This is a genomic window from Hydrocarboniphaga sp. FW305-C-57, from assembly GCF_058783045.1.
The window spans coordinates 387,210-410,434 of the sequence record NZ_JBYSYG010000003.1 but is presented as its reverse complement, the minus strand read 5'-3'; the positions used below and the strand labels follow the sequence as shown (position 1 = coordinate 410,434).

Sequence of the window (23,225 nt, the reverse complement as noted above, 5' to 3'; positions counted from 1 at the left end):
GGATTGCAGCTTTTCGCGATTGCGTTTTCGGCACTTGCCGTCCTAAGTTGCGATCTCTCCCCGCATCGATCGACAACCCATGCAACAGATGCTGTGCGCACTCCTGGCAGCAGGCCTGACTCTGGCGACCGCAAGCGCGCAAGCCGCGGATCGTCCGCCTCACGACCCGCGCGATGCCGGCGGCGGAAGCTGCGCGAAAAGCGCCTACAACTGCGTCGACACCAAGAATCCGCTGCCGAAAACGGATGAGGTGTGGATCGAAAAAATGACCTGGCTGGACGTCCGCGATGCCATGGCGGACGGCAAGAAGACCATCATCATTCCGACCGGCGGCATCGAACCCAACGGCCCGTGGGTGGCGCTCGGCAAGCACAACTACGCGCTGCAGACCAATTGCGCCGCCATCGCGCGCAAGCTCGGCAATGCACTGTGTGCGCCGATCGTTCCGTTCGTACCCGAGGGCGATCTCGATCCACCGAGCGGCCACATGGACACGGTCGGCACCATCAGCCTGCAGGAATCCACATTCGAGGCACTGCTGGCGGACATCGTCACGAGCTTCAAGGTCCACGGCTTCGAGCGCATTTTTCTGATCGGCGACAGTGGCGGCAACTTGAAAGGCATGGACGCGGTGGCCCACAAGCTCAACGCACAGTGGAAGGCAGCGCCGCTGGTCGCCCATCTGCCGGAATACTACGAATACAACAGCGTCTACGATTTTCTGCGCAGCAAAGGCGTGATGAAGGAAGGCCAGGCCAGCGACCACGTACATGACGATCCGGCGGTCGAGATCGAAGTCATGGGCGCCGATCCGGATGCCGTGCGCTGGAAGGAACGCGTGAAGGCCAACCTCGCGACGATCGATGGCGTCTCGATCAAGGACAAGAAGCAAATGGCACAGTGGGCCAGGGACGTCGCCGAATTCCGTGCGACCAAGACCATCGCGGCGATGCAGAAGGCGATCGAAACCCGGGGCGGCCTCGCGCCTTGACTGCGCGCTAGCTCAGCTTGCCCAGGATCGACAGCGGCAGCCGCTTCATCACGAAGCCGACCGGCGTCCACGGCCAGCCCGGAACATAGGCTTTCGCGGGCTCGCGCTCGATGGCTTTGACGAGCGCCTTGCAGCCGGTGGCGGTGTCGACGAGAAACGGCCGGCTCTTCATCTTGCGATTGATGTCGGTGTCGATGTAGCCCGGATAGATCGTGCTGATCTTGATCGGCTTGCCGAGCATTTCGATGCGCAGGCCTTCGGCCAGCGCGGCGACACCGGCCTTGGTCGCCGCGTAGGTCGCCATGAGGCGCGGCATGCCGCGCAGCGCGCTCATCGAGGAGATGATCACGAGATGACCCTGGCGCTGCTCGCGAAGAATCTGCATCGCCGCTTCGCACTGGGCGAGCACGGCGACGAAATTGGTTTCGGCGGTCTGGCGGTTGGCCTCGAAAAGGCCGGTTCCAACCGGGCCGCCCTTTCCTGCTCCAGCGTTGACGATGATGCGATCGAGCGTGCCGAACTCGTCCTGGAATTCGCGAAACACGCGAAACACGGCTTCGTGGTCATTCACGTCGAGCGGCCGGATGCTGACGCGAATGTTGGGATGGCGCTCGGCCAGTTCGTCGCGCAGGGCTTCGAGCCGGTCGACGCGCCGGGCACAGAGCGCGAGATCACGGCCGCGGGCCGCCCATTCGCGGGCCATGCCCTCGCCGAGTCCGGAGCTCGCGCCGGTGATCAGAATGCTGCGTCGCATGCGGAGATTCCTCGTTGGGTACGGTGCACTAGCCTTTAGTCTAGGTCGCACCTTATAGGCAAAACTGGTGCAATCCATTCGCCGGACTGACAGCTTAAATGTGTAGAATGCCGGCCCCTCATCCACCGTCCGCCGGAGCTTAGCCGCATGAGCACGACCGTCCGCATTCGCAAGGGCAATCTCGAGGTCGCCCAGGTCCTCCACGATCTCATCGAACAGCGCATCCTCCCGGGCGTCGGCGTAGACAGCGGCGCATTCTGGAAGGGCTTCGAAACCCTGGTCGACACCTTCGCCCCGCGCAATCGCGAGCTGCTCGCCAAGCGTGATGCGATCCAGGCGCAGATCGATGCCTGGCATCGCGAGCGCGCCGGCCAGCCTCACGACGCGGCAGCCTATAAGCAGTTCCTGACCGAGATCGGCTACCTGCTGCCCGAACCGGCCGACTTCAAGATCACCACCCAGAACGTCGACGCCGAGATCGCCGAACAATGCGGCCCGCAGCTCGTCGTGCCGGTCATGAACGCGCGCTACGCGCTCAACGCCGCCAACGCGCGCTGGGGCAGCCTCTACGACGCGCTCTACGGCACCGATGCGATCTCCGAGGAAGGTGGCGCCACCAAGGGCCCGGGCTACAACGAAGTGCGCGGCGCCAAGGTCATCGCCTATGCCAAGGCCTTCCTCGACGCCACCGCTCCGCTCACCAGCGGCAGCCATGCCGACGCGACCGCCTACGCGATCGAAGGCGGCCAGCTGTCGGTGACGACCACGGCCGGCAAGACCACGCTCGCCACGCCGTCGCTGTTCGTCGGCTACACCGGCGATGCAGCGAACCCGAGCTCGGTGCTGCTCAAGCACAATGGCCTGCACGTGGAGATCGAAATCGATCGCACGAGCGCCATCGGCAAGACCGATGCGGCCGGCGTGAAGGACGTGGCGCTCGAATCGGCGATCACGACGATCCAGGACTGCGAAGACTCCGTCGCCGCGGTCGATGCGAGCGACAAGGTGGTGGCGTATTCGAACTGGCTCGGCCTCATCAAGGGCGACCTCGTCGAAGAGCTGCAGAAGGGCGGCCGCACGATCACGCGCAAGCTCAACGCCGATCGCACTTACTCGAAGCCCGATGGCGGCGAATTCACGCTGCCGGGCCGCAGCCTGCTGTTCGTGCGCAACGTCGGCCACCTGATGACGAACCCGGCCGTGCTCGACGGCCAGGGCCGTGAGATTCCGGAAGGCATACTCGACGGCGTGGTGACGAGCCTGATCTCGACGCACGACGTCAGGAAGCTCAACGCGCTCAGCAACTCCAAGACCGGCAGCATCTACATCGTCAAGCCGAAGATGCACGGCCCGGAGGAAGTGCAGTTCGCGGTCGATCTGTTCGCGGCCATCGAAGACCTCATCGACCTGCCGCGCAACACGATCAAGATCGGCATCATGGACGAGGAGCGCCGCACGACGGTCAACCTCAAGGCCTGCATCAAGGCGGCCTCCGAGCGCGTGGTGTTCATCAACACGGGCTTCCTCGATCGCACTGGCGACGAGATCCACACCTCGATGGAGGCCGGCCCGGTCGTGCGCAAGGCGGCGATGAAATCGCAGCCGTGGATCAGCGCCTACGAGGACTGGAACGTCGACATCGGCCTGGCCTGCGGCCTGCCCGGCAAGGCGCAGATCGGCAAGGGCATGTGGGCGATGCCGGACCTCATGGCGGCGATGCTCGAACAGAAAATCGCGCATCCGAAAGCCGGCGCGACGACGGCCTGGACGCCCTCGCCGACCGCCGCGACGCTGCATGCGATCCACTATCACCAGGTCGACGTGTTCGCGCGCCAGAAGGAAATCGCCGCCGGCGGCCGTCGCGCCAAGGTCGACAGCATCCTGACGATTCCGCTCATGGGCGACGCGCGTCCGACGGCCGAAGAGATCCAGCAGGAACTCGACAACAATGCGCAGGGCATTCTCGGCTACGTGGTGCGCTGGATCGACCAGGGCGTCGGCTGCTCCAAGGTGCCGGACATTTCCAACGTCGGCCTCATGGAAGACCGCGCCACGCTGCGCATCAGCAGCCAGCACATCGCCAACTGGCTGCGTCATGGCCTGACCAGCGAAGCGCAGGTGCTCGAGACGCTCAAGCGCATGGCCGTGGTCGTCGACAAGCAGAACGCGGGTGATCCGCTGTATCGCCCGATGGCGCCGAACTTCGACGGCGTCGCGTTCGCGGCGGCCTGCGACCTCGTGTTCAAGGGCACCGCGCAGCCCAACGGCTACACCGAACCCTTGCTGCATCAGCGCCGCCAGGAAGCCAAGCTCAAGGGCTGAGCTTCACCGCGTCAGCAGCCGTCGCGTCACGACATCGCGCCTGAGTCATCAGGCGCGATGTGCGTTTGTGGCGGCCGATTTTTCGATGCGCTCGCCTGCCCTGCCCGTCAGCCATTGGCGCGCCGGCTTTTCGATCAGCGCATAGGTCATCGCCGCCATCGGGATCGTCGCCGCGAGCGCGACGAGGCTTTCGATGACCAGCAACTCGTTGCGTGATGCGAGCGCCGCGAGGCGCGGATGCAGGGTCTGCAACAGCAGCAGCACGAGTGGATGCACGAGGTAGATCGAGTAGCTGATCTCTCCGAGCCAGACCACGGTTCTGCGATTGAGCGCATTGCCGGGCTGGCGATCGGCATTCGCGAGCGCGTGGATCAGCAACGGATACAGCGGCAACAGCAGCCAGGCGTCGTGGTCGTCCGCGCGCATCGCCGGAATCGCGTAGATCGCGAGGAGCATCACAGCGAGCAAGGCCATTGGATAGCCCGCGCGAACCGGCTGGGCGCCGCGCTTCCAGACTTCCCACACCACCCAGCCCAGACCGAAGCCCACGGCCGCGCGCAGAAACGCGGGCCAGCCGATGAAGACACGCGTCGGATCGAAGAAATAAAGCCCGATGCCGACGCCGCAGGCGAGCACGCAAAAACCGATCGCGAGCGTTCGCGCCGATGAGCCACGCAGCCACAGGATCAGCGGGAACACGGTGAAGTAACTCCACCATTCGACGCTGATCGACCACGACGGATAGTTCCAGAGCCGCTCCGCCGCGATCACCGGCATCGCGCCGAGCAGCGTGAGTTCACGCAGCGCCGACCATGCGGAATAGCGCTCGTCGAGCGGCTCGCCGCGCTGATACGCGAGCATTGCGACACCGGCCGCCATCGCGAGCGTCGTCACGAGGTGCAGCGGATACAGGCGGGCGAAGCGGGCGCGAAAGAATCCGCCCCAGTCGAAGCGTTTCGAGCCCGGCCTCAAGTACGCCAGGCTGATGACGAAGCCCGACAGCACGAAGAACAGATCGACGAAAGGCTGCCCGCGCAGCACGATGTCGCCACCGGAGACGAACACGTTGACGTGATGGATGACGACCGCGATCGCGGCGATGCCGCGCAAGCCGGTGAGCGATTCGATCTGGCGAGCCATCGGTCCATTGCACCGCCACCGCTTGAATTGCGCGTGAACCGACAATGCATGTCGAAGCTTGAGCGTGCGGCATGCATGAACGAAAACGGCCCGGAATTACGGGCCGTTTCGTCATTCGATGCGACTCAGGAAGCGGCCGGAGCCGGCGCTGCGGGTACCAGGGCCTTGAGCGGCTGGGACTCGTCCACGAGCACCATCGGATCAGCCTTGACGCGCTCGGCGACGAGCTTCTTGGCGACCATGAACTCCTGCGGACGGCTGATCGAATCCACCGCCAGCACCACGCCGTCCTTCAGGTAGAACGCGAGGAAATTGCGATTCGCCGGCGAGCCGCGCAGCGCCACCGTGTCGTAGCCCTGGTTGAGACCGACCATCTGCAGCTTGAGATCATACTGGTCGGACCAGAACCACGGCACCGCGTTGTAAGGCTTCTTCTGGCCGACGAGCAGGGCTGCGGCCGAGCGCGCCTGTTCGAGCGCGCTCGGCACCGACTCCAGGCGCAGGCGACGGCCCGCGTAGGCGTTGGGGTGGCTGCTGCAATCGCCGATGGCGAGGATGTCCGGGTCGGAGGTCTGGCCGTATTCGTCGACGGCGATGCCGTTCTCGATCGCCAGGCCCGCCTGCTCGGCGAGCTCGACGTTCGGAATCAGGCCGATGCCGACGATGACCACGTCGGCCGGAATCCTGTGGCCGTTGGCGGTCAGTACGGTGGTCACCCGGCCTTCGGCGTCGAACTCGAAACCGGTCAGCGCGGTGTTGACGAGAATGTTGACGCCGGCCTCGCCGTGCACCTGCTGGTAGAAGGCCGACACTTCCGGCGCGGTCACGCGCTGCAGCACACGGTCCATCGCTTCGAGCACGGTGACGTCGATGCCCTTCTTGCGCGCCACGGCCGCAACTTCGAGGCCGATGTAGCCGCCGCCGATGATGACGAGCTTGTTGCCGGGCTTGAACTGCTCGCGCATGTTGTCGACGTGGCCGATCGTGCGCAGGTAGTGCAGGTTCGGCGCCTTGTTGATGCGTTCGTCGCCGAGCGACAGCAGGCGCGGACGGCCGCCGGTGGCGAGCACGAGCTTGCTGTACGACAGCGTGCGTCCGTCTTCGAGCGTGACCGTCTTGGCGGCCTTGTCGATCGCGGTGACGCGGGTGTTCGGAATGAAATCGATCGCGGCGTTGGTGTAGACCGCAGGGCCCTTCACGTACAGACGCTCGGTGGTGATGTCACCGGACAGGAAGGCCTTCGACAGCGGCGGGCGCTGGTACGGCAGGTGCGGCTCTTCGCCGATCAGCGTGATCGGCCCCTTGTATCCATTCATACGCAGCGCGGTCGCCATTTCGCCCGCTGCGTGACCAGCCCCCACGATCAACACCGGCTGGGACGTTTCCTCTGTCGTCATTTCACCCTTCTCTCGTCGTATACAGGCGTTTGGAATCCGACAAGATTAGGCATCTTGTGCCTGGTGCTCAAGGAGCCTCGTTAGATAAGCCCGTCTGGTGCAAGACTCTCAGCCGGCAGCGGCGGCCGCCGAGGCAGTGCGCTTGGCCCGGATCTCGAGCCAGAAGTGCAGCAGCAGGGCCGCGATCAACGGCGCGATGTAGTACACCGCCCGGAACGCGAGCAGCGCCGCGAGCAGGCGCCCGTGCCCGATCGTGCCGCCCAGGATCGCCAGGAAAGTGCCCTCGAGCACGCCGATGCCGGCCGGCAGGCGCACGATGAGCCCCCCCAGGCCGCTCGCCATGAACGCGATCATCGCCTGCGAAAACGCCACGTCGCGCGGCAACAGCAGATAGACAGCCGCCGAGGCGGCGAGCCAGTTGACCGACGACAGCGCCAGCTGGGTGCCCGCGTACGGAAGCGTCGGGCATTCGAAGTGCACGCCACGGATTTCGCGCGAGCGACCGTGGAAGCTCGCGCAGAACACCAGGTACGCCGCGACGATGCACAGCATGAGCAAGCCAAGTCCCTGCAAGGCCGCCGATCCCATGTGCCAGGAATCGCGCAGCTTGGGCGGGGCGATCAGCAGGACGAGGCCGGCCAGCAGGATGAAACCGGCCCAGTTCGTCAGCACCGACAGGCCGATGATCTGCGTGGTGCGCGCGGTCTCGAGCCCATAGCGCGAGTACAGCCGGTAACGGAACCCGAGGCCGCCGAGCAGGGCGCCGACATTGAGGTTCACCGCATAGCTCACGAACGCGATGCTCATGACGGTCGGGGCCGGAATGTCGTGATGGACGTAATGCTTCGACAGCAGATCATAGGCGCTGCAAGCGGCGTAGCCGATCAGCGCAAGACCGAAGGCTCCGGCGATCGTGAGCGCGTCGTAGCGCAGCAGCGAGGCGGTGATTTCCTTCCAGTCGAGTTCCGATCCGCGATCGATGACGATCCAGGCCACGGCCCCGAGAAACACGATCGACAGCATGAGCTTGCCGCGTTGCTGCCACTTTGCCTTGTCCATGCCGAGCGAGGTCCGACCCAGGGATTCAGGCTTAGTCTCTCGGCGGGCACTGAATGAGCAGTGACTTGCAGCGCACCGGGCCCGCTAGATCAGCTTGCGCGCCTTGGCCGGCTTGGCGTCGCCGCGGTAGACGCTGGGCCTGACGCCGGTCCACTGCTTGAACGCGCGATGGAAGGCGCTCGGTTCGGCGAAGCCGAGCGTCAGCGCGATGTCGGCGATGCTGGCGTCCGAGCGCTGCAGATGCGCAATCGCCAGATCGCGGCGTACCGCGTCGCGAATGGTGCTGAAGCTCGTGCCCTCGCGCTCGAGCCGGCGCCGCAGCGTGGTCGCACCGATATGGAATCCGTCGGCCAGCACCTCGAAACTCGGCCAGTCCGACGGTGGCAGCGAACGCAGATGCCGTCGCACCCGGCTCGAAAGGCTGTTCTCGTTCTTGTACTTGAGGATGAAGTTGCCCGGCGCGCCGCGCAGGAAATCGCCGAGCGTGCGCTCGGTCTGGGCTACCGGCGTCTCGAGCAGCAGGGCATCGAAGATCATGCGCGTGACCGGCGCATCGAACTGCGAGTCGCTCGAATACACCGCCTTGTACTCCTCGCCCCAGGGCGGGCGCGGATAGGCAAACAGGGCCTGGCGGACCGGAATCCGCCGGGCGATCAGCCAGCAGGCCAGGCCGTGGATCAGCGTCAGCAGGGTTTCGTGGGCCAGAACCCGGTCGATCTCGCCGAGCGGGCCGCGCGGCAGCAGATCGACGAGCCGCAGCTCGGCGCGTTCGGCCCCGGCCTCGAAATCGACGCGGATGTCGTCGAGCAGGATGCGGAAGAAACGCGAGATTCCGACCAGCACCTCGCGCAGATTCCGCGCCTGCAGCCCGTTGCGGGCGATCAGCGCAAAGCTGCCCACCTTCACGCGGCGCGAATCGAGGCCGAAGAACTCGTCGTCGAGCGCCCGGCCGACGGCGAGCCACAAGGCCCCGAACTGGCCGGGCGACACGCGCGCCGCGTCGTTGTCGAGCGACTTGAGCGGAATCTGGGCGGCGGTCAGCAGCGGAGCGGCCGGCTGGCCGCGCCGGGCCGCCGCCGCGATCACTTCGCGCACGAAGGCGATCGACACGGTACCCGCGGTATGGTCCTGCACGATCTCGCTTTTTGGGGTTCCCATACGGATGACCAATTCTCTCATCGCGGATGGCGGTTTTCGACATTCGCCAGCGAATGGAGGCTTTTTAAACTTGCGGCCGCATCGCGAACACCGTCCTACCCCGATGGGTGTCGCTTGAGGTCTGGGCGCCTACCATTGTGTGCTGCCCTAGCCGTTCGCAACCGTCTTCATCAATCCGCCAAGGACTTCCCATGAGCGAATACACCGCCCCGCTTCGCGATCTGCAGTTCGTCGTCGAGGAACTCGCCGGGCTCGATACCGTGAACAAGCTGCCCGGCTACGAGGAAGCGACGCCCGATCTGGTCTCGGCCGTCTTCGAAGAGGCCGCCAAGTTCGCCGGCGGCGTGCTCTCCCCGCTGAACCGCGCCGGCGACACCAACGGCGCCAAGTGGAAGGACACTGAAGTCACTACCACGCCGGGCTGGAAGAGCGCCTACGGCCAGTTCGTCGAAGGCGGCTGGAACGCGCTCGCCTGCCCGGGCGAGATCGGCGGCCAGAACCTGCCGCGCCTGGTTTCGGCGATGGTCGAGGAGATGTGGAACGGAGCGAACATGGCCTTCGCGCTGTGCCCGATGCTGACGCGCGGCGCGATCGAGGCGATCGAGCTGCGCGGCTCGGAACACCTCAAGGAAACCTATCTGCCGAAGATGGTCAGCGGCGAATGGACCGGCACGATGAACCTGACCGAGCCGCAGGCCGGCTCGGACCTCGCCGCGGTGCGCACGCGTGCGGTTCCGCAAGACGACGGCAGCTACAAGATCGACGGCCAGAAGATCTTCATCACCTACGGCGAGCACGATCTGACCGACAACATCATCCATCTCGTGCTCGCGCGCACGCCGACCGCGCCCGAAGGCGTCAAGGGCATCAGCCTGTTCGTGGTGCCCAAGTTCATGGTCAATGCCGACGGCAGTCTCGGTGAGCGCAACGACGTTCGCTGCGTCTCGATCGAGCACAAGATGGGCATCCATGGCAGCCCGACCGCGGTGCTCGCCTTCGGCCAGGCCGGCGGCGCCATCGGCTACCTGGTCGGCGAGGAGAATCGCGGCCTCGAGTACATGTTCATCATGATGAACGCAGCTCGCTACTCGGTCGGCATCGAAGGCATCGGCATCTCCGAACGCGCCTACCAGCGCGCCCTCGCCTACGCACGCGATCGCGTCCAGGGCGCCGAGGCTGGCGTCAAGGGCGGTGGCAAGGCGGCGATCATTCGCCATCCGGACGTGCGCCGCATGCTCATGCTCATGAAGTCGCAGACCGAGGCCATGCGCGCCCTGGCCGCCGTCGTCGCGGCGGCGATGGACACCGCACGCCTGGCGCCCGATGCGGCCGAACAGGCCAAGGCGCAGGCCTTCGTCGATCTCATGATCCCGATCGTGAAGGGCTGGAGCACCGAGAATTCGATCGACATCGCCTCGCTCGGCGTCCAGATCCACGGCGGCATGGGTTTCATCGAAGAGACCGGCGCCGCCCAGCATCTGCGCGATGCACGCATCACCGCGATCTACGAGGGCACCACGGGCATCCAGGCCGCCGACCTCGTCGGCCGCAAGATGGCGCGCGACAACGGCCAGACCGCCAAGGTGGTGATCGCGAGCATGCGCGAAACGCTGGAGTCGCTGAAGGGCGAAGAACTCACCGCCCTGCGCGAAGCCCTGGCGGCCGGCATCGACGCGTTCGAGCGCAGCGTGCAGTTCGTCGTCGCGAATTACGGCCCGGACGTGCGCAGCGTGCTGACGAGCTCGGTGCCGCTGCTCAAGCTGTTCGGCATCGTCGCCGGCGGCTGGCAGCTCGCGCGCTCGGCCGCCATCGCGGCCGAACATATCGCTGCAGGCGAGGGCTCGGATTTCTACAAGACCAAGCTCGTTACCGCCCGCTTCTATGCCGACCACGTGCTGTCGCAGGCGCCGGGCCTGGCCCACACGGTCGTCAACGGGGCCAGCGGAGCGCTCGCGATCGCCGACGACGCGTTCTGAGTCGCAACGGTGCGCTGGTTCGGCCGCGATGCGGCTGAGCCAGCGTGATGATCTCGGAGACAAAAAAATGGCCGCTTACGCGCGGCCATTTTTTATCGGCGGCAACCGGCGCTCTAGCGGACGAGCCTCCAAAGACGGGCGAGATCCTTCGAGCCGTCGGTCCCGCCGACACCCGCGAAAGTCTTGTTCGCCTCGGCCTTCTTGCCCGCAAGGTTCTGCGCCACGCCGAGATGCAGCTTGGCCTGCTCCGGAGCCTTGAGGCCGCCCTTGCTGATGCCCTGCTGGATCAGCTGCAGGCCCTTGTCGTACTGGCCGTAGGTCACGAGGTTGAAGCCGGTGGCGACGAGCGCGTCGCCGGTGGCCTGCGCGGCCGCGGCTTTCTCGCCTTCGGCCAGCGTGGCCTGATCTTCGGTGAGCTTCTTCGCAACGAGATCCTTGAGGCGCTGGTGACGCGAAGCGTCCGCGCCTTCACCGAGCAGCTTCTTGGAATAGCCCTCGTCGACGAAGCCCTTGGCTTCCGCCGGATAGCCCGCTTGCAGCGCGAGCTGCGCGGCTTCCATGTAATCGCCGGTCTTTTCCATCGTGCCGGTCGCCTTGCGCAGGCGATAGGTGTCGAGCGTCAGCGCCGGCGAGAAGCCCGGCTTGTTGCCCGTGCGCACGATCAGGTCGAGCCAGTATTCGGGCTTCGGCGTGAAGGTGACGATCTTCTCGAGCGCCGCCGCGTACGCGACCATGTCGTTCTGCTTGAGCGCGCACGAGGCGAGCAGCTGCAGCTGCGTATCCGTCGGGCGCTTGCCGGCTGCTTCGAGCGCATCGATCTGGCTCGTGAGTTCGGCACCGGCTTCCTTGTACTTGCCAGCGAGATACAGGCTCTGCGCATACAGGCCGAGGGTATCGGGGCTCGTGCCGCCGGCCGCCTTGTACTTCTGGATCGCATCGGCCGTCTTGGCGTAATCCTTGGCGGTGTAAGCGATCTTCACGTAGGCGTCGAGACGCTGGACCTTCTCGCCTGCCGGCAATTCGGGCGAAGCCAGAATATCGTCGTAAGCAGCCAGCGCGGACTTGTAGTCACCCTGACCGAGCGCGGCCGACGACTTCAGCTGCGCAATGACGAAGCTCTCGTACGAAGTGAGCTTGCCCTTGCCGGCCGCCTCGGCGGCCGCAATCTTCGCCGAAGCACCCTTGTAATCCTTGGACTGGAGAGCCTTCTGCGCTTCCTGCAGCGGAGCGCCCACTTCGGCGCTGATGGTCTGCTTGCCGGCCGCGAATGCCGCGCCGCTCACCACGGCCTGAGCCGCCATGAGCAGAACGAGGGCCGAAAGACGGTTTCGCTTGAAAGTCTGGGTCATGGTCAATACCTACATGAACTGTTCGTTGCCGACGATGCCGATCTTGGTCACGCCGTTGCGCTGCGCGCTGGCTAAGACACCCGCAACGTACTTGTATTCCACGAGTTTATTTGGACGAATGTGGAACTCGCTCTGGTTGGCGACGTCGGCGTGACCTTCACGACGGAAGTTCGCTTCGAGCGTGCCGCGGTCCATCGGCGTGCCGTTCCACAGGATCGTGCCGTCGAAGTCGATCTCGAGATCGACTGCTGGCGGCGGCGGCGCATCGCTCGGCGGGCTGTTCGCCTGCGGCATGTCCAGCTTCACCGCATGCGTCTGGATCGGGATCGTGATGATCAGCATCACCAGCAGCACCAGCATCACGTCGATCAGCGGCGTGGTGTTGACGTCGACGACGACTTCCGGATCTCCGGAGCCACCGCCGCTTCCTACGTTCATGCCCATTGGGATTGCTCCGTTCTATTGGGTGGCTTCCTCGCGTGAGCGAGGGGAGAGAGGGTTCGTCCGAAAAGTGGGCGCACTTTCCGATCAGCCCCTCTCCCGGTGCTTCGCATCACCCTCTCCCGCACGCGGGAGAGGGGACTGCTTGGCTGCGTTCTAGCCTCTCGGCGGCGGTTCCAGGATGAACCCGACCTTGGCGATACCGGCACGCTGGCAGGTCACCATCACCTGGCCCACGGCCTGGTAGCGGCTGGCCTGGTCGCCGCGAATGTGCACTTCCGGCTGCGGGACCTTCACCGCTTCCACCTTCAGCTTCTCGAACAAGGCATTCGTGTCTGGAATCCGCGTGATGTTCCAGTACATGTTCCCGTCCTTGTCGATCGCGATCACGATGTTCTCGGGCTTGGTCTGCAGCGCCTGGTTGCGCTCGTTCGGCAGCTTCACCGGCACCGTCTGCGTCACCACCGGAATCGTGATCAGGAAGATGATCAGCAGCACCAGCATCACGTCGACCAGCGGCGTGGTGTTGATCGCGGAGACGACGGCATCTTCGCCTTCGTCGTCTCCGCCTACTTGCATGGCCATGGCGTTCTCCTGCTTCTGGCTGGGAGTTTTCTAGGCCTTACTTCTTTTCGCCCACGCGCGTGCCCGACAGCAGCACCGAGTGCAGGTCCGCGCTGAAGCTGCGCACCGTCTCCATGCCCGCCTTGTTGCGGCGAACCAGCCAGTTGTAGCCCATGACCGCCGGAACGGCGACCGCCAGACCGATGGCCGTCATGATCAGCGCTTCACCGACCGGACCGGCAACCTTGTCGATCGAGGCCTGGCCGCTGATGCCGATGGCCGTCAGTGCGTGATAGATGCCCCAGACGGTGCCGAACAGACCCACGAACGGTGCGGTCGAACCCACCGTCGCGAGCACCGCCAGACCACCCTGCAACCGGCTCTGGATCTCTTCGACCGCGCGATTGATGCTCATCGTGATCCAGCTGCTCAGGTCGATCTGCTCGACCAGCGTGCCTTCGTGATGGTTGCTCGCCGCGATGCCGCGGTCGGCGATGTACCAGAACGGCGTGCCGGCCTTCAGGCTCTTGGCCCCTTCTTCGACCGAGCGGCTAGCCCAGAACGTGCTGTTGGCGGCCTTGGCCTGTGAGATCAGCTTCTGCTGGTCGATGAACTTGACGATCATGATGTACCAGGTCGCGCCCGACATGATCAGCATCAGCACCAGTACGCCCTTGGCGACGAAGTCGCCCTGCGCCCACAGCGCGCCGATGCCGTAGGGGTTTTCGACTGCGACGGTTTCGGTCTCCCCGGCCGGGGCTGCCGGAGCGGCCTCTGCGGGAATGGTCTCTGCGGGAGCGGCGGTTTCAACCGGGGCGGCCGGAGCCGGGTCCTGGGCCAGAATGGTGGGCGACAAGGCCATCAGACCGGCGACGGTCAGGGCCTGCAGCAGGTGCTTCGTGAAGGACATCTGTTGGCTCCTCAAAAAAATCGTGATCAGTTCTGCTTGCGGAATGTGTACTTGAGTTGAGCCCAGGCAGCCGTCGGTTTTCCATCCGTCGTGCCGGGTTCGAACTTGCAGCGTGACAACGCTTGTTGTGCGGCTTTGTCCAGACGCTCGAAACCACTGCTCTTCTCGATCTTGCTCTCGGTGACCCTACCGTCGACACCGACGAGCAACTGCAGCAGCACCGTGCCGGTTTCGCCGAGACGCTCGGAGACGGCCGGATACTCGGGCTCGCGGCAGGCCTTGGCCTTCACCACCGGAGCCTTGCTGACGCCAGCCGGACGCGGCGCCGGAGCCGGTGCGGGGGTCGGCGGAGGCGGAGTCTGCGTCGTCGTGATCGTGTTGGTCGGCGGCGGAGCCGTCTGGATCGTGATTTCCGGCGGCGGAATGAACGGCGGCGGCGGCACGTCGAGCTTCGGCGGAGGGGGCGGCGGTGGCGGCTCTTCCTCGACCGGGGCGTCTTCGAGAATCTTGGTTTCAATCGGGGCGGGCAGCAGTTCCACGGCCTTGCGTGCCAAACCGCTCACGAGGCCCCAGACCAGCAGTACGTGGAACAGCACCACACCGACAAGCCCGACAACGCGCCGAGTAGGATCTCGACGTTGACCGAATTCCATCCAGCTCCTCCAAGTGACTATTGCAGTCGCAATATGAAGCCCCTCTACCAGCGCTTCATTTATTACCGGCTGATTGGCGAAACACCACCATCTGCCTGGATTGTTGAACTTTTGAAACTACAGGTCTAGCCAAGAATGATCATCATCGGCAAAACACCGTTACCGATAATAGCCAGTCCACTATACGGTTTCAAACCGGCGTGCACTGATTTTGCTTCGGCCCAACAAAAAAAGCCGCTATACAAAACGATAGCGGCTTTCTTGGTTTTTCATCGATGGTGCCGGAAAGAGGAATCGAACCTCCGACCTACTGATTACGAATCAGTCGCTCTACCGACTGAGCTATCCCGGCAGGGGCGCGGATTATAGGGCGGCGAGTCGTGGGCGACAATGCTCATGGCTTTCCGTGAGCGTCCTTTCAATATTCCGAGCCGTCTAATTACGGTGCAGGTATGGGAGCCGGGCGCAGCAGGGCTTGTGAAGAGAGTGCCGGTTCGAATGCCGCGATCGCGGATTCGACGATCGCCGAGCCTGCAATGCCGTTGAGATCGGTCCATGCCAGCGTCATCGTGATCCACAGCAGGTCGGGGCGTCGCCCAGCCGCGCAGGGGTCTCGCGTGGCGGCGCCTTCTGCATCGCAGAGATAGAGGGGACTCGTCGTCCACTCCCGCGTGAATCTCAGCCCATCGATTTCGAGCGCGCCGGCGGGCAGTTGCAGGCGCCCATCCGCGGTTTCGGCACCACCGGAGGAAGCGCCGATCTCGTCGAAACCGAAGATTCCGGCGGGCCCGGCGTCGAGCTGCGAGAAACTGCGCAAATCTTCGAACTTCTCCCGCGCCAGCTGCACCGCCACGGCCCGCGCCCGACCGATCTCGATCTCACGCAAGGCCAGCGCAGTGAGCCTTCCGAGCGCGAGCATGCCCACGCCCAGGACGAGAAGCGCGAGCAGCACTTCGACGAGGCCGATGCCACGCTGTCGTTCGATCAAGGCACTCACCAGTCGCGCCAGCTGCCGGGAACCGGCGTGAGTGCGATCAAGCCTTCGCGTGCTTGCGCGAGTTTTCGCAGGAGCGGCACCTCATAAACCAGCGCTCCGGCACCCGAGACGCTCATCGCGCCAGCCGAGACGAGCGCGCCATGCAGGACTGCGCTGTCGGACAACTCGATCTGCGCTGCCATCCCGGTCGCCGGCAGCATGACGACGAGTCCGTACAGACGGCTTCCCGGTTCCAGTCTCAGATCGCTGCCCGCGACGATCAGCACCAGTGGCCTGTCGGCTGCCCCGATCGGCCGATCCGCGGGAACGGCGCAAGGCCCATCGATCCAGAACAGCCCGCTGGACGCCCCGTTCAACGAGGCACAGCTCGCGAGGGCGGCGGCTTCGCCGCGCAACAGCAGAGCCCTGGATCGCGACAGGCCGAAGAACTGCAGCAGCGGATCGGGAACGGGCGAGGCGACATCGGGATTGTGGCCGGTATGGCCGTCGCGATCGAAGACATCGGCGCCTTCGGCAGCTGCTTTGCTGAGCAAGCGCGTGGGCTCATCGGGACAACGGCAGGAGGCGCAATCGCCGGCCGGCTCGGGCGCACTCGCCAGGTACTCGCTGCGCAGGCAACTCCGGGAGGCGCCGATGTAGCGCGCATCGGCCGAGGACCAGGCCGATCGCGGCGCGCCGAGCGCATCGTCGACGACGACGCTCACATCATCGCTCACCGTCAGCGCATCCGCAGCGATCAGCGGAGCCGCTGCGACGGCGGAGACTCTGGGGCTCAACCGAGCGGAAACCCGCTGACGCGCCTGCCCCATTCCATCCGGTGTCGAGCCTTGCGCGAAGACGGTGATCGTTTCGAACGCGGCAGCGCCGCCGTCGGCGACACGCACGAGGTAGTGAACCCGGTTCGAGCCCGATGACACCGCCCGCAGCGCCGGCACATCGGCATAGGCCAGCCAGCGCTGGTCGTACAGATTGCGAATGCCGTCACCGCAGGGTGGCGCGAGGTTCGCTGCCGAGCAGGCGCTCCAATGCGCCGGAAGCGGCCCCGACCCGCCCTGCCCCGTGATGCTCCAGGCATTGCGGCGCAAAAAGGCCAGGCCTTGATCCAGCGCGGAATCGGCAAGCATCGCGGCCAACTGCGACCTTTCCTCACTCGCCAGGCTGCGCTGCTCTCCGAGGACGGCGACGACGAAGCCGAGCGTGACCAGGCTGATCAGGCCGAGCATGACGATCACGCTCGCGAGCGCGATCGCTCCGCGTTGAACCGTCGCAGGGCTACCAGGCCTGCGCATCGTTGCGAACCCGCACGCGCGCTTGCAGCTGACGATCGGCCCGCGCATCGCGCTTGAGGCTGGCTTCCATCTGCAGCGTCGCGACGTTGCGGCGCAAGTCGGCGCCTGCTCCGGTCTGCAATGCGCTGGCAGCAAGCTGCAATCGCAAGGCGGAAACCGTCACGGTCCGCTCGTCGCTGATGTTCTCCCAATCGCCGGATTGGCAGCTGCGCGCATTGTTGACGCCGCGAACCGCCTGCGCGCTCCCGTCGAGGCGATAGCCGAACCATTCCTGATCGCCGCGCAGGCCGTCGCCGTCCTCGTCGTAGCCGAACACCAGGCAATCGCCCGTTTGCGCGGTCGTCGAGAATGGGTTGTCGATCGTCCAGCTGCCGGCTGGCACCAGCGGCGATGACAGCGAACCCGAGAGCAGCAGCCGATTCGCATCGAGCAGCGTGTCGATGCGCAGGTTTCTGACGACCGGCTGGGCTTGCGCATCGAGCTGACTGATCACCAGGCTACGACCGGACAGCAGGTTCGCGGACAGCGGCGCTGCGAATGCAGAACACGGCGAACTGCCGCCCGCGACGACGGAGCGGACCGTAACACTGCCTGCGCCCGCATCGGCAAGCTGCAGATCGCAGCGAGCCGATGCATGCGCGACGGCTTCCATCGCCTGCCAATATCCGGCTCGCAGAAGATCGCGCTGCATGCCGTTGGCCAGATGGCGTACGTCCTGGTTCAGCCGCACGAGGTCCAGAGCATCGCGGCTCGTCACCAGGGTGGTCATCAGCAGGCCGAGCGCACTGCCGGTGACGACCAGGCCCAGGCTCAGCGAGAGCATGAGCTCGATCAGCGTCCAGCCGCCTTGCCTCAGCATGTGGGCATGCCTGAAAGGTACTGCGACCCTCTCGGTGAGCAGAGCCGCAGACGCCCGGAGCGGCTCGCGACGAGACGCAGACTCGATCCGCCCGCGCTGAAACTCGCATTGCCTGCCAGCGTTTCGGGCCGCACCGGGCTCAATCGCAACGAGCCTCCGAACGGCAGGGCATCGAGACGAACCTGCACATACCGCTTGCTGTGGACCACGCGGGACAGACGCCGGGCCGGTGAACGCGTGGCGTCGATATCGAGATAGCAGTAGCGGCTCGAGCTCTCGTCCTGCTGAGTGCAATCGCAGCCGCTTTGCAGGCTCATGCCCCAGCACCAGGTCGCTCCGTCCGCGCTGCGCGAGAAGCTCACGTAAACCGGCTGGCCGCGCTGCAAGGCCTGGGTTCTGGCTTCGCCCAGATCGTTGCGCAGATGGTCGGCCGCGGAGCGCAGCCGCGTTCTCGCCGTCATCGCGGCATACGACGGAATGGCGATCGACAACACGATCGCGATCACCGCCACGACGACCATCGCCTCGATCAGCGAATAGCCGGCAGCACGGTCGCAGGGTTCGGGAAACGGTCTCATGGCGCATCCATTTGCGATGCGCATCAATCTATACGTCGCCGTCGCTCTCAAATGCGCGCGAGTTCACCGATTCAGGACGCATCCGCACGCAGAATCCGTTCAAACACGGAGCCACGGATGCACACGAACCGAATTCCCTCCCTTTCGCCGGGCTATACCCTGGTCGAACTCGCGATGACGCTGCTCGTCATCGGCCTGCTTGCGACGATGGCCGTCAACAGCTATCGCGACAGTGTGATCAAGACACGCCGCGCCGAAGCGCAGGCCAGTCTGACGCGCCTGCAATTGCAGCAGGAGCGCTGGCGTACGGTGAATCCCAGCTATGCCAGCGCGAACGAGCTCGGCCTGTCCGAGCAATCGAGGGACGGCCATTACGAGTGGTCGGTCCCAGTCGCCAACGCCACGAGCTACGTGCTGCGTGCCGCCGCGACATCGACCGGTTCGCAGAACCAGGACCACCAGGGCCCGGTCGACTGCAAGGTGCTCGAAGTCGACCAGACCGGCCAGCACCATCCGAGCGAGTGCTGGCGCTGACGCCCGGCCTCAGCCGCGCAGGCGGGCAGCTTCCGCGCGGTACGGCATGGCCTCGAGGCGTGGGGGATCGCCGAGCATCAGATCGGCCAGCAGTTCGGCCGACGCCGGCCCCATGATGAGTCCGTTGCGGTAGTGCCCGGTATTCAGGAACAAGCCGGGCCGTTCGGGATGCTCGCCTATGTAGGGCAATTCGTCGCGGCTTCCGGGTCGCAGGCCGGCCCAATGATGCTCGACCTGGCCGGCCACCTCGCGGCCGAGGACTTCGACCGCGAACCCCATCAGCTCCTCGCGCGCCTGCGCATCGACGGAGGTGTCGAAGCCGGCGTTCTCCACCGTGCTGCCGACGAGGATGCGTCCATCGCGCCGCGGGATCAGGTAGCGCCCGTTGCGAAACACGATGCTCGCGAGCCGCCCGGGCTCGCAGGCCAGCAGCAGCATCTGGCCACGCACGGGCGCCACCGGCAGCGAAGCTTCGAGCTGGGCGCTCCAGGCGCCGGCCGCGAGCACCACCGCATCGGCGCGGCGCTCGACGGCAGCCGTCCGCACGCCGACGACGCGGCCGCCCTCCATTAGCCAGCCGTCGACGGCGCAGTGCTCGACCAGCTCCACTCCGAGCTGCAGCAAACGCAGGCGCAAGGCGCGGCAAAGCCGCGGGTTGCGCACGTGGCCGATCCAAGGCAGCGCTATGCCGGATAGCTCCGGCCCGCCCGCCTGCAGCGTTCCGCGCCAGCCGTGCGCTTCGAGCCGCTCGCGCTCGCACCAGGCGAAGGCCTGCTCGCGCGGCTGCGGGTCGAGCGAAACGGCGCCGGTGACGCTGAGCTCGGGATCGACGCCGGTCTGCCCGGCCAGTTCGGCGCCGAGCGCTGGATAGAGGTCCAGGCTGCGACGGCTCAGGCGCCAGATCGGCTCGGGGTAGTTCCACGGCAGGATCGGGCTCAGAATGCCGCCGCCGGCCCAGGACGATTCACGCCCCGCCTGGCCCCGCTCGATCAGGCTCACGCGCAGGCCACGGCGATGCAGTTCGAGCGCGGTGAGCAGGCCCAGAGCACCGGCGCCGACGATGATGACGTGTTGCGGAGGAGACAGTGCCAAGACTCGACTCGGAGTGCGGAGCGAAATGCGCAAGGCAATTCGATCGGAGGAGCGGCCCAGGGCCGCTGCGTGCGCATCGGGCCGCGAAACGAGGCGAATTGTCCGCAGTTTCCCTTGAGCCTGCAAAGCAGCACCGCCCATCTGGGCTCGACGGCCGACCTCCGAGCCGTTGGTATAACGGTGACATGCCGGTCATCCATCGACATTCCGGATTCACGCTGCTCGAGCTGCTGGTTACCGTGAGTATCGCCGCCATCCTCATGGCGATCGCGATTCCGCAGTTCCAGACGCAGGGGCTCGGCGCGGCCCGGGCCCAGGGCGGGCGGCTGCTGATGGCCGCGCTGAATCAGGCGCGCAGCGAGGCGATCGCGCGCAACACCACGGTGAGCGTCTGCCGGCGCGACTACTTCACCACCGGCTCCACGCCGAGCTGCGCGATCGGCAGCGGCAAATGGTCGCAGGGCTGGATCGTCTATCGCGACACCAACGGCAGCGTCGACACCAACGAGCCCGCCAGCGCCGACGACATCATCGGCGTGTTCGATCCGGTGGGCCGGGTGACGGCCGACGGCAGCGGCGATGCCTTCACCATCAAGCTCAGCGCCACGGCCGACACGCCGGTCGTGCAGTTCGGCAGCAATGGGCGCACCACGCAATCCTTGAACTTCACGCTCTGCGACAAGAGCGGACGCCTGAAGGACAGCCGGCGCGTCGAGATCGCCCTGAACGGCTACGTGAGCCTGCGGGCGATCAGCACGGCGGACACCAGCAGCGCATGCGCCTGAGCCCGCCTGCCAGGCCGCGAGGCGCCGCCGGCTTCACGCTGGTGGAAGTGCTGATCACCATCTTCGTCACCGCGGTGGGCCTGCTTACGGTGGCTGGCCTGCAGGCGGCTTCGAAGAAAGTCAGCTACGAAACCGCGCAACGCACGGCGGCCGCGGCGCTGGCCCAGGACATGGTCGAACGCATTCGCGCGGTGTCCTCCAACGCCCTGGTGTCCGACGCGAACAAGTCCTTGTATCTCGATGGTGTACTGACGAACGACGCGACCGCCATCACCTCCTCCACCGACTGCTCGAGCTCGGTCTGCACGCTGAGCCAGCTGGCCGGCTGGGATCTCCGGCAATGGGGACAGAAGTTGGTCGGCAGCGAGGAGAAAATCGGCAACGACGCGGTCGGCGGCCTGGTTTCGCCGACCGGCTGCGTGAAGAAGATCGGCAGCAGATATCGTGTCGTCGTCGCCTGGCGCAGCTTCAACAACACGCAGAGCCAGCTCGAAACGAGCGAGTCCGGCTATGACAGCTGCGGCGCCGGCCTGGGCCGCTACACCGACCCGGCCAGCGGCACGGCCGACGCGATCCGCCAGTACATCGTGATCGAGTTCGTATGAAACGCTCGCTCCATTCGCAACGCGGCCTGACCCTCGTCGAGCTCATGATCAGCCTCACGCTGGGTCTCGTGCTGCTGGTCGGCATCGGCACGCTGTTCGTCTACACCAACCGCAGCAACCGCCAGAACGAAATGCTCGCGAGCATGCAGGACCAGGCGCGCTTCGCGCTGTCGACGCTGTCGCGCGAGCTGAGCATGGCCGGCTACTGGGGCGGCATGGGTCGCGTCGAAGACGTGCAGCCCGATTTCGACGCTGCTGTACTCAGCGAGACCTCGGCCTCGACCGCACTGACCGCCGCGATCGACTGCGGAGCCGCGGCCACCGATCGCTGGGCGCTGAGGCTCAAGGTCAAGGACGCCGCCGGCGTGCGCAGCAACCGCATCGAGTTTCGCAATCACAAGGAGACCGCGAGCATCGCGTCCAAATGGCGCTGTGTCGGCGGTTACCGCAGCGGCACCGACGCGATCGCGATCCGCCGCGCGGTCGGCCAGGTCTCGCTCACGCAGTCTTCTTCCGCCACGCAGATCACCGGCACGCCCTACGGCTTCTACCTGATGACCAATGGCGTCGCCGGCGCGCTCGTGCGCTGGCCCGCGGCCGCGACGGCCGCGAACAACGCCAGCGACGCGGCATTCATCGACGGCATCAATCCCCCGATCTCCGCGCCGCGCAGCTTCTCGCGCTTCCTGCCGCGCATCTACTTCGTGCGTGACTACGCGCGCACGGCTGGCGATGGAACGCCTTCGCTGTGCCGCAAGGAACTCTGCAGCAGCGGCTACTCGGGCAGCGGCGAAACCGCGAGCTGCAGCGGCAGCAGCAGTGCGCTCGGCTTCTACACCGAGTGCCTCGCCGAAGGCATCGAAGACCTGCAGATCACCTGGGGTCTCGACACCAACAACGACGGCGCTCCGGACAGCTTCACGGATACGCCGAGCGACCGGAACATCGCCGTCAATGCCATCACCGCGCAGATCGCCCTGCGCGTACGCTCGTCGACGTCCGACGGCTCGTACACCGACGACAAGACCTACCAGCTCGGCGACGCGGACAGCTACGCGCCGGCGTCGGACGGCGACACCACGGCCAAGCGCTACTACCGGCGCGTCTATTCCACCACGGTCTATCTGCGCAACCCGGGGGCCGAGACATCGCCATGAACCATCACGCGCAAGCCCGAACAGCGTCCGCGAAACAGCGCGGCGCCGCGCTCGCCACCGCGGTGTTCTTCCTCGTCATCATCACGCTGATCGGCCTGGCGGCGATGCGTGCCGGCAACATCGACCTGCGACTCGCGCAGAACGAAGTCGGGCGCGTCGATGCGCTGCAGAACGGGCAGACCGCGCTCGATGGCATGTGGGCCTATCGCAAGACGCAGGTCGATCGCCTGCCGGTACTGCCGGGCTCCAACTACGTGCAAGGCTGCGCGATCGGAGACAAGCTGAGTTCGTCCGATCTGTCGGCCCAGCAGGGTTTCAGCTGCCCGTCCGACAAGGTCGACGCGAACCTGTTGCCCGCGACGATCCACAAAGGCTATTCGTACGCCGCGCTGCGCCGCGAGTCGGTCGGCAGCGGAGACTATGCGCCGGTGAACGCGCTGCGCCGCGGCGACAGTGGCGATCGCTTCCAGCTCGCATCGTTCACGCTGATCGCCGGCTACGATCGAGTGTCGACCAACGACGACTCGGCCCCGCAGGGCGGGGCCGAAGTGGCGCAAGGCATCTACGTGCGCGTGGCCCAGATCAAGGGCCTGACGCAGCAATGAGGACATCGGC

At 65.6% G+C, this 23,225-nt stretch carries 23 protein-coding genes and 1 tRNA gene; 8 read left to right on the top strand and 16 right to left on the bottom strand.

Annotated features, from left to right (window positions below; genetic code table 11):
- The first annotated feature begins 79 nt into the window (after positions 1 to 79).
- Positions 80 to 991 carry a creatininase family protein gene (locus AC3WUM_RS09210; RefSeq protein ID WP_492409931.1) on the top strand — a complete coding sequence of 304 codons (912 nt, stop codon included), beginning with the start codon at positions 80 to 82 and terminating at the stop codon, positions 989 to 991.
- 7 nt (positions 992 to 998) lie between these two features.
- Here the strand turns inward: AC3WUM_RS09210 and AC3WUM_RS09205 are convergent, their stop codons facing one another.
- On the bottom strand, positions 999 to 1,745 hold the full coding sequence (locus AC3WUM_RS09205) for an SDR family oxidoreductase (RefSeq protein ID WP_492409930.1): 747 nt from the start codon (positions 1,743 to 1,745) through the stop codon (positions 999 to 1,001).
- Between the two features lie 147 nt (positions 1,746 to 1,892).
- Between AC3WUM_RS09205 and AC3WUM_RS09200 the strand changes: the two genes are divergently transcribed.
- On the top strand, positions 1,893 to 4,067 hold the full coding sequence (locus AC3WUM_RS09200) for a malate synthase G (RefSeq protein WP_492409929.1): 2,175 nt from the start codon (positions 1,893 to 1,895) through the stop codon (positions 4,065 to 4,067).
- A 48-nt stretch (positions 4,068 to 4,115) separates the two neighbouring features.
- Here AC3WUM_RS09200 and AC3WUM_RS09195 read toward each other — a convergent pair whose 3' ends face one another.
- The 4 genes from AC3WUM_RS09195 to AC3WUM_RS09180 form a co-directional block, all read right to left on the bottom strand.
- Entirely contained in the window at positions 4,116 to 5,207 is a 1,092-nt protein-coding gene (locus AC3WUM_RS09195; RefSeq protein ID WP_492409928.1) for an acyltransferase family protein, read from the bottom strand.
- A 125-nt stretch (positions 5,208 to 5,332) separates the two neighbouring features.
- Positions 5,333 to 6,604, bottom strand: a complete 1,272-nt coding sequence (locus AC3WUM_RS09190; protein WP_492409927.1) for an NAD(P)/FAD-dependent oxidoreductase — start codon at positions 6,602 to 6,604, stop codon at positions 5,333 to 5,335.
- Positions 6,605 to 6,712: 108 nt separating this feature from the next.
- Positions 6,713 to 7,663: a lysylphosphatidylglycerol synthase transmembrane domain-containing protein gene (locus AC3WUM_RS09185; RefSeq protein WP_492409926.1), complete on the bottom strand. Its 951-nt coding sequence runs from the start codon at positions 7,661 to 7,663 to the stop codon at positions 6,713 to 6,715.
- Positions 7,664 to 7,747: 84 nt separating this feature from the next.
- Complete coding sequence (locus tag AC3WUM_RS09180) at positions 7,748 to 8,821, bottom strand: AraC family transcriptional regulator (protein ID WP_492409925.1); 1,074 nt, start codon at positions 8,819 to 8,821, stop codon at positions 7,748 to 7,750.
- A gap of 191 nt (positions 8,822 to 9,012) precedes the next feature.
- Here AC3WUM_RS09180 and AC3WUM_RS09175 point away from each other — a divergent pair, with 191 nt between their 5' ends.
- Positions 9,013 to 10,797 (top strand): acyl-CoA dehydrogenase, encoded by a 1,785-nt coding sequence (locus AC3WUM_RS09175; RefSeq protein ID WP_492409924.1) that lies wholly within the window; start codon positions 9,013 to 9,015, stop codon positions 10,795 to 10,797.
- Positions 10,798 to 10,910: 113 nt separating this feature from the next.
- On the opposite strand, the gene AC3WUM_RS09170 is transcribed toward AC3WUM_RS09175, so the two are convergent.
- From AC3WUM_RS09170 to AC3WUM_RS09125, 10 genes are all read right to left on the bottom strand, one after another.
- Positions 10,911 to 12,146: a hypothetical protein gene (locus AC3WUM_RS09170; protein ID WP_492409923.1), complete on the bottom strand. Its 1,236-nt coding sequence runs from the start codon at positions 12,144 to 12,146 to the stop codon at positions 10,911 to 10,913.
- Between the two features lie 9 nt (positions 12,147 to 12,155).
- A complete protein-coding gene (locus AC3WUM_RS09165; protein ID WP_492409922.1) occupies positions 12,156 to 12,590 on the bottom strand; it encodes an ExbD/TolR family protein in 435 nt (144 codons plus the stop codon).
- Positions 12,591 to 12,743: 153 nt separating this feature from the next.
- Positions 12,744 to 13,172, bottom strand: a complete 429-nt coding sequence (locus AC3WUM_RS09160) for an ExbD/TolR family protein (RefSeq protein WP_492408481.1) — start codon at positions 13,170 to 13,172, stop codon at positions 12,744 to 12,746.
- A 37-nt stretch (positions 13,173 to 13,209) separates the two neighbouring features.
- On the bottom strand, positions 13,210 to 14,061 hold the full coding sequence (locus AC3WUM_RS09155) for a MotA/TolQ/ExbB proton channel family protein (protein WP_492409921.1): 852 nt from the start codon (positions 14,059 to 14,061) through the stop codon (positions 13,210 to 13,212).
- 26 nt (positions 14,062 to 14,087) lie between these two features.
- A complete protein-coding gene (locus tag AC3WUM_RS09150; protein ID WP_492409919.1) occupies positions 14,088 to 14,714 on the bottom strand; it encodes an energy transducer TonB in 627 nt (208 codons plus the stop codon).
- 276 nt (positions 14,715 to 14,990) lie between these two features.
- Positions 14,991 to 15,066: transfer RNA gene (locus AC3WUM_RS09145), tRNA-Thr, on the bottom strand.
- Positions 15,067 to 15,153: 87 nt separating this feature from the next.
- Complete coding sequence (locus AC3WUM_RS09140; protein WP_492409918.1) at positions 15,154 to 15,711, bottom strand: prepilin-type N-terminal cleavage/methylation domain-containing protein; 558 nt, start codon at positions 15,709 to 15,711, stop codon at positions 15,154 to 15,156.
- Positions 15,708 to 17,000 (bottom strand): hypothetical protein, encoded by a 1,293-nt coding sequence (locus tag AC3WUM_RS09135; protein WP_492409917.1) that lies wholly within the window; start codon positions 16,998 to 17,000, stop codon positions 15,708 to 15,710. Before AC3WUM_RS09135 ends, AC3WUM_RS09140 begins: the two co-directional genes overlap by 4 nt.
- On the bottom strand, positions 16,984 to 17,859 hold the full coding sequence (locus AC3WUM_RS09130; protein ID WP_492409916.1) for a hypothetical protein: 876 nt from the start codon (positions 17,857 to 17,859) through the stop codon (positions 16,984 to 16,986). The genes AC3WUM_RS09135 and AC3WUM_RS09130 overlap by 17 nt, the downstream gene beginning before the upstream one ends.
- Positions 17,853 to 18,437, bottom strand: a complete 585-nt coding sequence (locus AC3WUM_RS09125; RefSeq protein WP_492409915.1) for a GspH/FimT family pseudopilin — start codon at positions 18,435 to 18,437, stop codon at positions 17,853 to 17,855. The genes AC3WUM_RS09130 and AC3WUM_RS09125 overlap by 7 nt, the downstream gene beginning before the upstream one ends.
- Before the next feature lie 117 nt (positions 18,438 to 18,554).
- On the opposite strand from AC3WUM_RS09125, the gene AC3WUM_RS09120 reads away from it, so the two are divergent.
- Complete coding sequence (locus AC3WUM_RS09120; RefSeq protein ID WP_492409913.1) at positions 18,555 to 18,971, top strand: type IV pilin protein; 417 nt, start codon at positions 18,555 to 18,557, stop codon at positions 18,969 to 18,971.
- Positions 18,972 to 18,980: 9 nt separating this feature from the next.
- Here the strand turns inward: AC3WUM_RS09120 and thiO are convergent, their stop codons facing one another.
- On the bottom strand, positions 18,981 to 20,063 hold the full coding sequence (thiO, locus tag AC3WUM_RS09115) for a glycine oxidase ThiO (RefSeq protein ID WP_492409912.1): 1,083 nt from the start codon (positions 20,061 to 20,063) through the stop codon (positions 18,981 to 18,983).
- A 185-nt stretch (positions 20,064 to 20,248) separates the two neighbouring features.
- Here thiO and AC3WUM_RS09110 point away from each other — a divergent pair, with 185 nt between their 5' ends.
- From AC3WUM_RS09110 to AC3WUM_RS09095, 4 genes are read left to right on the top strand one after another with little or no spacing between them, the layout of a single operon-like run.
- Complete coding sequence (locus AC3WUM_RS09110; RefSeq protein WP_492409911.1) at positions 20,249 to 20,848, top strand: GspH/FimT family pseudopilin; 600 nt, start codon at positions 20,249 to 20,251, stop codon at positions 20,846 to 20,848.
- Complete coding sequence (gene pilV / locus AC3WUM_RS09105; RefSeq protein WP_492409910.1) at positions 20,839 to 21,453, top strand: type IV pilus modification protein PilV; 615 nt, start codon at positions 20,839 to 20,841, stop codon at positions 21,451 to 21,453. The genes AC3WUM_RS09110 and pilV overlap by 10 nt, the downstream gene beginning before the upstream one ends.
- The gene (locus tag AC3WUM_RS09100) at positions 21,450 to 22,610 is read left to right on the top strand and encodes a PilW family protein (RefSeq protein ID WP_492409909.1); all 1,161 of its coding nucleotides are present in this window, start codon (positions 21,450 to 21,452) and stop codon (positions 22,608 to 22,610) included. The genes pilV and AC3WUM_RS09100 overlap by 4 nt, the downstream gene beginning before the upstream one ends.
- Positions 22,607 to 23,215, top strand: coding sequence for a pilus assembly PilX family protein (locus AC3WUM_RS09095; RefSeq protein WP_492409908.1), 609 nt, complete (start codon positions 22,607 to 22,609; stop codon positions 23,213 to 23,215). Before AC3WUM_RS09100 ends, AC3WUM_RS09095 begins: the two co-directional genes overlap by 4 nt.
- Positions 23,216 to 23,225 lie beyond the last annotated feature (10 nt).

Bases quoted from the DNA above. Each gene is read 5' to 3' on its own strand.
- AC3WUM_RS09095 (WP_492409908.1), top strand. From the start codon at position 22,607: ATGAACCATCACGCGCAAGCCCGAACAGCGTCCGCGAAACAGCGCGGC.
- AC3WUM_RS09130 (WP_492409916.1), bottom strand. From the start codon at position 17,859: ATGCTGAGGCAAGGCGGCTGGACGCTGATCGAGCTCATGCTCTCGCTG.
- AC3WUM_RS09125 (WP_492409915.1), bottom strand. From the start codon at position 18,437: ATGAGACCGTTTCCCGAACCCTGCGACCGTGCTGCCGGCTATTCGCTG.
- AC3WUM_RS09120 (WP_492409913.1), top strand. From the start codon at position 18,555: ATGCACACGAACCGAATTCCCTCCCTTTCGCCGGGCTATACCCTGGTC.
- AC3WUM_RS09175 (WP_492409924.1), top strand. From the start codon at position 9,013: ATGAGCGAATACACCGCCCCGCTTCGCGATCTGCAGTTCGTCGTCGAG.
- AC3WUM_RS09155 (WP_492409921.1), bottom strand. From the start codon at position 14,061: ATGTCCTTCACGAAGCACCTGCTGCAGGCCCTGACCGTCGCCGGTCTG.
- pilV (WP_492409910.1), top strand. From the start codon at position 20,839: ATGCGCCTGAGCCCGCCTGCCAGGCCGCGAGGCGCCGCCGGCTTCACG.
- AC3WUM_RS09135 (WP_492409917.1), bottom strand. From the start codon at position 17,000: ATGCGCAGGCCTGGTAGCCCTGCGACGGTTCAACGCGGAGCGATCGCG.
- AC3WUM_RS09205 (WP_492409930.1), bottom strand. From the start codon at position 1,745: ATGCGACGCAGCATTCTGATCACCGGCGCGAGCTCCGGACTCGGCGAG.
- AC3WUM_RS09195 (WP_492409928.1), bottom strand. From the start codon at position 5,207: ATGGCTCGCCAGATCGAATCGCTCACCGGCTTGCGCGGCATCGCCGCG.
- AC3WUM_RS09210 (WP_492409931.1), top strand. From the start codon at position 80: ATGCAACAGATGCTGTGCGCACTCCTGGCAGCAGGCCTGACTCTGGCG.
- AC3WUM_RS09185 (WP_492409926.1), bottom strand. From the start codon at position 7,663: ATGGACAAGGCAAAGTGGCAGCAACGCGGCAAGCTCATGCTGTCGATC.
- AC3WUM_RS09180 (WP_492409925.1), bottom strand. From the start codon at position 8,821: ATGGGAACCCCAAAAAGCGAGATCGTGCAGGACCATACCGCGGGTACC.
- AC3WUM_RS09200 (WP_492409929.1), top strand. From the start codon at position 1,893: ATGAGCACGACCGTCCGCATTCGCAAGGGCAATCTCGAGGTCGCCCAG.
- AC3WUM_RS09170 (WP_492409923.1), bottom strand. From the start codon at position 12,146: ATGACCCAGACTTTCAAGCGAAACCGTCTTTCGGCCCTCGTTCTGCTC.
- AC3WUM_RS09150 (WP_492409919.1), bottom strand. From the start codon at position 14,714: ATGGAATTCGGTCAACGTCGAGATCCTACTCGGCGCGTTGTCGGGCTT.
- AC3WUM_RS09160 (WP_492408481.1), bottom strand. From the start codon at position 13,172: ATGGCCATGCAAGTAGGCGGAGACGACGAAGGCGAAGATGCCGTCGTC.
- AC3WUM_RS09100 (WP_492409909.1), top strand. From the start codon at position 21,450: ATGAAACGCTCGCTCCATTCGCAACGCGGCCTGACCCTCGTCGAGCTC.
- AC3WUM_RS09110 (WP_492409911.1), top strand. From the start codon at position 20,249: ATGCCGGTCATCCATCGACATTCCGGATTCACGCTGCTCGAGCTGCTG.
- AC3WUM_RS09165 (WP_492409922.1), bottom strand. From the start codon at position 12,590: ATGGGCATGAACGTAGGAAGCGGCGGTGGCTCCGGAGATCCGGAAGTC.
- AC3WUM_RS09190 (WP_492409927.1), bottom strand. From the start codon at position 6,604: ATGACGACAGAGGAAACGTCCCAGCCGGTGTTGATCGTGGGGGCTGGT.